Below are 6,638 nucleotides of genomic sequence, written 5' to 3'. Positions count from 1 at the left end.
GCAGGACTCGGTCGTGAGAAGGGTTCCCTCTCCGTCCACACATATGGCTCCGCCTTCAAGTACCATCGGCGCAACATACCTTCTCAATCCCGTTCTATCCGCTAGTAATTCCGGCACCCTTGCATCCCTATCATAGGGTGAGAACCTCTCTCCCCAGCCGTTGAATCCGAACTGCACGATCGCAAGATCTCCGCTGTCTGAAGATACAAACGTAGGGCCGTTGTCTCTGATCCATGCATCGTCAAGCGGGAGTTCGATGATTGGAGTCTCCTTGACCAAGGCCTGGCGTGCCTCGCGCGTCGTCGATGGGTCTGAAAGGACGAAGACAGGTTCAAACTGGCTTATCGCACCGATGACCTCAGAATATGCGCGCTTTGCCTGTTTCACAAAGCCGCACCATGTCTCTTCTTTGCATGGCCAGGATACAATGCAACCTGCGTGCGGAGCCCACTCTGCGGGCATGGATAATCCATCTTCGACAGGAGTTGCTCGGTTCTTCATTTTGCCTCAGGGCCGTCTTATGACAATCCCATTTCCTATGTGGCGGAGGCGTCTTCGATTGCCGCACGGCCTCCTGCTATTGATTCAGCATTCTTATGATTCTTCTGCTGAGCGTCGACAGAAATGAAGTGAGCTCGGGAAGGGCGGATTTGAAACCGACCCGAGACAGACACCGTTTCTTGAAGGTCCAAGAAATCAAGAATGCGTTGAAGGGTCTTTGATCGCTCGGAGTCAGCGTGGGAATCCTTCGGAACTTGAGCATGCGGAGACTATTGGATGCCCCTCAGGAATCATATCGAGCCTCAGCAGGTATGTTTATTAGGCTTGCAGGGAAATGACGCGTAGGGTGGAGTCCCCTGTCCAGCAATGCCTCGGAAAAATTCAGAATCGCTCTCGTTCAAATGCGGTGCTCGCCGAGGCCTGAGGCGAATATCGTCGCTGCGAAGAGTGCAATAGCTGTCTCATCTGCGAAAGATGTGGACCTTTGGATACTGCCAGAACTGTTCTCCAACCGTTACGTTGGCCAGTTCGAAGATCACGAAGCTCAGACAGCGCGTCTGCCGGATCACATGAGTCTCTTGGCTGAATTCAAAGAGGTCTCGAAAGAGGCAGGTGCCGCGGTGGCTCTGCCGTTTGCAGAGGTCGTAGACGCTGGGACGTGTTACAACTCGCTCGCGCTGATAGACAAGAGCGGGAAGGTGAGCGCCTCATATCGCAAGGTCCACATTCCAGACTCTGAGGGGTACAGAGAGGATCTCTACTTCAAGCCAGGAGACCTGGGATACGTTGTCGCCCGTCTAGGCGATGTCAAGATCGGCCTTGGGATATGTTGGGACCAATGGTTCCCGGAGGTGTCCAGGACCTTGGCCCTCAAGGGCGCCGAGCTCCTGATCTACCCAAGCGCGATAGGCTCCGAGCTGGTAAGGTCGGACTTCGACTCCCGTCCCGAGTGGGAACTTGTGATGAGGGCTCAGGCGGTAATGAATCGGGTATTCGTTGCTGCCGTGAATCGAGTCGGCCAGGAAGAGAAAATCAGGTTCTATGGAGGCAGCTTCGTCGCTGACCCTTGGGGCAAGGTCCTCAGACGCGCATCCACGAGCCGCCCGGAGACGGTGTTTGTGCAGCTGGACCTGTCGCAGATCCGAGATGCCCGTTCATTCTTCGGATTCTTCGACACGCGCCAACCGCAAACCTACGGAGACCTGACAAAGGCGAGGAGGTCAAGGCGTGGCCGCGAGAAGCGCTAGCGAGGAAGCACGGCAGACGCCCGCGGGGGGTGGATTCTCAATGCCGGCGGAATGGGGCCCGCACGCTGGATGCATCATCTCTTGGCCATGTAGAGAACTAACCTGGCGAGGGCACTTCGAGGACGCGAAGAGGGCTTACTCCGCTGTCATCAAGACAATTGACCGTTTCGATCCCGTGACGGTTATCGTCGATCCCAAGACCGTTCAGGAGGCCAGAAGAAAACTCGGTCCAGAAGCGAGCCTCTTCGAGGCGGCGCTTGATGATTCGTGGGCAAGAGATAACGGTCCGATCTTCGTCCGGAGGGAAGACAACAAGCTTGCGCTCGTCAATTTCAGGTTCAACGGTTGGGGCAATAAGGGACCGTGGGCGAAGGATGACAGACTGCCAGTCCTCCTGGCTGAGCGATTGAGGATCAGGAGTTACGATGCGCCTATGGTCCTTGAGGGAGGTGCGATAAGCGTTGACGGCGAAGGTACACTGCTGACGACCGAGCAGTGCCTGCTCAATGCCAACCGCAACCCGAGCATGTCACGGGAAGGGATCGAGCAGGTCCTCGCCAGCTATCTGGGCATACGAAAGGTAGTCTGGCTCGCCAGAGGAGTCGAGGACGACATGACTGATGGACACGTTGACGGTGTCGCCGGTTTCGCAATGCCCCATGTCGTGCTGGCTGCGCACACAAGTGACGGCTCTGATCCGAACTATCGGAACTTGGAGGAGAACTTGTCTCGGTTGGAATCAGCCACTGATGCCAAAGGACGACGACTGGAGGTGGTGAGAATGGTCCAGCCAAGGCCGATGCTGGTTGGAAGTGTCTCCATAACGCCGAGCTATGTTAACCTCTATTTCGCCAATGGCGCTGTGGTCTTCCCTACCTACGGAATTCGAGAAGACAATCTCGCTCGTGAGATCCTCGTCTCTCTGTTTCCGGAGCGCGAGATCGTCGGTGTCAGGTGCGAGGACGTCAGTATTGGAGGAGGGGATGTCCACTGCATCACCCAGCAGCTGCCTGCTGGCGAGCCTCTTTACCCCTGATGCAATCTGGCAGTGAAAGTATTCAGGGAGCCGCGTCCATACTCGGGAGGCTGTCTCTCGTTGCTTGTCATTCGTCTACCAGTTCGTCAAATGCTACCAGCATGATTGTGTATCATGTCTGAGACAGGAACTGACAAACCTCAGGACGCATGTCAATCTTCGGGACGATCTCTCAGTGACGGGTCCGATGTCGTTGGAGGTCGCGTATTGACTTGCACGTCCGGCTCGTTTCTCGCATGTCGCGCATGGAATATGGATTCCTGCAAGAGCTATGTCCCGAGAGCAGCTGCCAGATTTGCCATCCTCTTCCCCAGCTCCTTGCAGGATCCTATCTCCTTCGTGTTCGGCGCTTCTACTGCAGTCGGACCGTAGTGCTTGTTGTCGTACCTTCCCTGTATGATCATTCCGTGGATCAGCATCGCCTCTAGCATCGAGAGCACCGTTGTCTCGGCCCCGCAGGCCGTATCTCCAGAGCTCGTGAAAGCTCCGCCGACCTTTCCTCTGAGTCTTCCATGGATTCTGTATGTCTGGTCGATGAATGACTTCATCTTCCCAGACATGTTCCCGTAGTACGTCGGGGAACCCAGAATGATCGCATCGGAAATGACCAGGTCCTGCATCTTCGCCTTGTCGACGCTGAGAACAACGACTTCGGTCCCCTTGACCTGCCTAGCGCCATCGGCGACCGCCATGGCCATTCTTTCGGTATTGCCAGTTCTTGAGTCGTACACAACCAACACTTTGGTCATCTTTCCACCATTCTAGCGGCTGGAATCGTCTTTGCTCTCCTAAGTTCTTTTCCCAAGGTAAGCCGTGTGCATGCTTGAATGCTTGGCTCTTCTCCGATCATGGGTTCGCTGGACCGAGCCTGACTCTATGATCTAACAGCCTATCTGTTTGAGAAATCGTACACAAGTGATAAGCCTTCTTCCACTGCCGCCTCAGGCGACCTCCCCTCATCTGAGTCCGTCAGGAATCCCTGGGCTGACATCCGGGGGTCATGCCTCCATTCTCGGAGCAAGATGACCTTGATTTGGCGCCTTCTGGCCTGGCTCTCAGAAGACGCCTAGGGAAGTGGAGAATCGACCACAAGAAATATCTATGATGCTTGCATTTGATTGAGAATAGGCTAGAATCGATGAAAATACGGAAGGAAAGTGGAGGATTCGAAGAGTTCGATCCAGGCAAGCTCGAGAGATCCCTGTTAAGTGCAGGGGCATCAGCGTCAGATTCCCGATACGAGACGGAATCGCGCCTACTTCCGGCCACGCGTGCTGGCTGAACACCGCCGGCATCAGCGTTTTTCCCGAACGTAGTATCGGGATGGGATTTGGGGCAGGTATCCGGGAAGGGATGAACACATGAGACGAAAAGGTAACTTAGCAGTCTGGATGGTCATAGTCTGCTCGCTCGCATTTGTGATCTCATCATCAGCGACAAGAGGAGTGGCAGAGGCAAGTCCCACGGCCGTTAACATTTTAGAGATTGACGACTACAGCAAGATCGTTTCATCGAACCAGACCGCAACCTACAACTGGACCCTTCAGAACTTGTATTCCTCCGTCGACCTCACTGTCATCGTTGACGCGGAAATCACCGGGACCGGTTGGACATTCAACACGACATCGGACGTTATTGCCCTCGCCCCAGAAGGCCTGGGAAGCGTGGCTGTTGCCGTCAAGGCGCCACAGACCACAAAGCCCTCATCCTCGAACCTGACTGTGCACTTGAAAGTCTATGACCGCGGATACCTCATCCAGATCACTACAGTCTATGCAGTCACTACGGTCGACGAAGGCTCACGTGCCGACCACAAAGTGCTGGGGTTCTTCAGGAATCCACTACCAGCCCCTTTGAACAACGAGTGGGGAGTGTTCCTCCTAGATGTGGCGGTGTGGACAGGCATCGCATTCCTGGCCCTGGTGGGGTTGATACCGCTCATGAAAAGGCTCGGATCCAAGACGAAGATCCGCGTAGCGGACATCGTGATAAGGATCATCAGGACTCCGCTCTTGGTGTTGATCATTCTCTACGGCACATTGCAGTCGATGAACGTCCTCGAGGAATTCCTCCCATCTGGACTTGCCGACATGCTGTTAAAGGTCTATAAGGTGGGGCTTGCTATCGTCCTGTTGTACGTCGCCTACAAGCTGTTCAAGGAGGTCGTCATGCATCTCGCTAAGGAGGTGGCGAAGAGGACTCAGTCTCACCTGGATGATATGCTGATGCCCGTAATCGAGAAGCTAGGACTCGTCGTCATCGGGTTGGTTGGCCTGGGCGTGCTCCTGGGCTACTTGCAGGTCGATCTGACGCTGTTCGTGGCTGGCGGTGTCGTCACGAGCATGGTAATAGCCTTCGCCGCACAAGACACCCTCTCGAACTTTTTCAGTGGAATGTTCATACTGACTGACCAGCCCTTCAAGGAAGGAGATATCGTCATACTGGGCGACGGCGATTGGGCACAAGTGCGGAGGATCGGGATGAGGACGACGAGGCTCTTCAGATTCATCGATGCGAGCATCATTACCGTTCCCAACAACAAACTCGTCAACGAGAAGATAGCCAACTTCAGCAACCCTCTTGACCAGGGCCGGTTGATGAAGACTTTCAACGTCGCCTACGGGAGCGACATAACCAAGGTGAGGAAGATCATAAGCGAGGCCATCGACGCGAGTCCTCACATATTGAAGGATGAACCCTTGAAGCCGATCATCCGGTTCGACGCGATGAGCGAGTCGAGCCTCGACTTCTTCGTCCTTGTCTGGCTTGATAGCCGCGACAATCGATTCGCTGTCACCGACTATCTCAACACGGAGATTTACACCAGGTTCAACGAGGCCGGGATAGAGATTCCATTCCCGCAGAGAACGGTCCATGTTCGCCTGGAGAACGAGGCTCTCTCTGAGAGCAAGACCGTTCCGCTGGACATCGAGCGTTTCGACAACGATGAAAAGGGAAAACAGGGTGGCAGACGGGGAAAGGGCAGCTCCTGAAAGGATGGAGGGCAAAGTCATGTATGAAGGGGATTTGAACGAAGCCGAGAAGAAGCTGAGCTTGACTGAGACCATCGGAGATTTCCTGGACGACATAGTGTCGAAGCCGGCTACAATCTCAACCGACGCCACTTTGAGAAACGCGTTGGATGCCATACTCGCGTCAGGAGTGACCAGGAAGGCCTATGTCCTTGACGAGGAAGGCCGTCTCAGGGGGACTATCTCAGTCGAGATCCTGATGCGGCATGTCGCGAACAGGATCGGAGCGAGGCCGTCCGGCGTGATCTCGTGGCTCAGGTTCGTTGGGGACATGGAGAGCGACCGAGCGGCAGACTTCATGTCAAAGCCGATTCCGGTCACGAAGAGCACTCTTGTTGTCGAAATCGTGAGAAGGGTCGTTGGCGAACACCTCAATGACTTCCCCATCCTCGACGAGGACGGAAGGCTGATTGGGGAGGTGAACACCATCAATCTGCTGAAGATCGCGCGCTCCGCTTTCTCGCAGGCGCCAGCGCCAGCAGAATCCTCGACACAGACCCCGAAAGAATGAGTTCCCCTCGTGCGCCGTCCATCCATGATCCAGCTGTGGCCGCAATACCCCGAGCGCCATATCGTTAAGGAAAGTCCTCAAGATCCGGCAAGACTCTCGAGGAAGTCAAGGATATTCTCTGGATTCTCCATAGAGTATTTTGCCGAGGATGCCGAGATCCCCACCTTGACGGATATACTGTCCCTCGGCAACTTATCGAAGAGGTACTCGTCGGTTTCGTCGTCGCCGGCGGAGAAGATGAAGTCCCATTTTCTCGAGGACAGATGTCGTACGTAGAAGAGTCCTTTGTTCACATGGGTGCTCTTGACTTC

At 54.9% G+C, this 6,638-nt stretch carries 7 protein-coding genes; 4 read left to right on the top strand and 3 right to left on the bottom strand.

All coding sequences use genetic code 11. From position 1 onward, the window contains the following. Positions 1 to 462, bottom strand: a 462-nt coding sequence (locus tag KJ653_01895) for an agmatine deiminase family protein (GenBank protein ID MBU0684589.1), incomplete at its 3' end; no start/stop codon positions are given. Between the two features lie 440 nt (positions 463 to 902). Between KJ653_01895 and KJ653_01890 the strand changes: the two genes are divergently transcribed. Further along, positions 903 to 1,748, top strand: coding sequence for an N-carbamoylputrescine amidase (locus KJ653_01890; GenBank protein ID MBU0684588.1), 846 nt, complete (start codon positions 903 to 905; stop codon positions 1,746 to 1,748). A 40-nt stretch (positions 1,749 to 1,788) separates the two neighbouring features. After that, positions 1,789 to 2,784 (top strand): agmatine deiminase family protein, encoded by a 996-nt coding sequence (locus tag KJ653_01885; protein MBU0684587.1) that lies wholly within the window; start codon positions 1,789 to 1,791, stop codon positions 2,782 to 2,784. Positions 2,785 to 3,053: 269 nt separating this feature from the next. On the opposite strand, the gene KJ653_01880 is transcribed toward KJ653_01885, so the two are convergent. Further along, the gene (locus tag KJ653_01880; GenBank protein ID MBU0684586.1) at positions 3,054 to 3,533 is read right to left on the bottom strand and encodes an NAD(P)H-dependent oxidoreductase; all 480 of its coding nucleotides are present in this window, start codon (positions 3,531 to 3,533) and stop codon (positions 3,054 to 3,056) included. Between the two features lie 612 nt (positions 3,534 to 4,145). Here KJ653_01880 and KJ653_01875 point away from each other — a divergent pair. Beyond that, positions 4,146 to 5,777, top strand: coding sequence for a mechanosensitive ion channel family protein (locus KJ653_01875; GenBank protein ID MBU0684585.1), 1,632 nt, complete (start codon positions 4,146 to 4,148; stop codon positions 5,775 to 5,777). After that, positions 5,749 to 6,327, top strand: coding sequence for a CBS domain-containing protein (locus KJ653_01870; GenBank protein MBU0684584.1), 579 nt, complete (start codon positions 5,749 to 5,751; stop codon positions 6,325 to 6,327). The genes KJ653_01875 and KJ653_01870 overlap by 29 nt, the downstream gene beginning before the upstream one ends. 77 nt (positions 6,328 to 6,404) lie before the next feature. Here KJ653_01870 and KJ653_01865 read toward each other — a convergent pair. Then, positions 6,405 to 6,638 (bottom strand): bifunctional alpha,alpha-trehalose-phosphate synthase (UDP-forming)/trehalose-phosphatase (locus KJ653_01865; GenBank protein ID MBU0684583.1); only part of this gene is annotated, 234 nt, incomplete at its 5' end.

The sequence above is a fragment of the Candidatus Thermoplasmatota archaeon genome (assembly GCA_018814355.1).
In the GTDB taxonomy this organism is placed as follows: Archaea; Thermoplasmatota; Thermoplasmata; order UBA10834; family UBA10834; genus COMBO-56-21.
The sequence above is the reverse complement of the archived record's forward strand: the minus strand, read 5'-3'. Positions and strand labels throughout refer to the sequence as shown.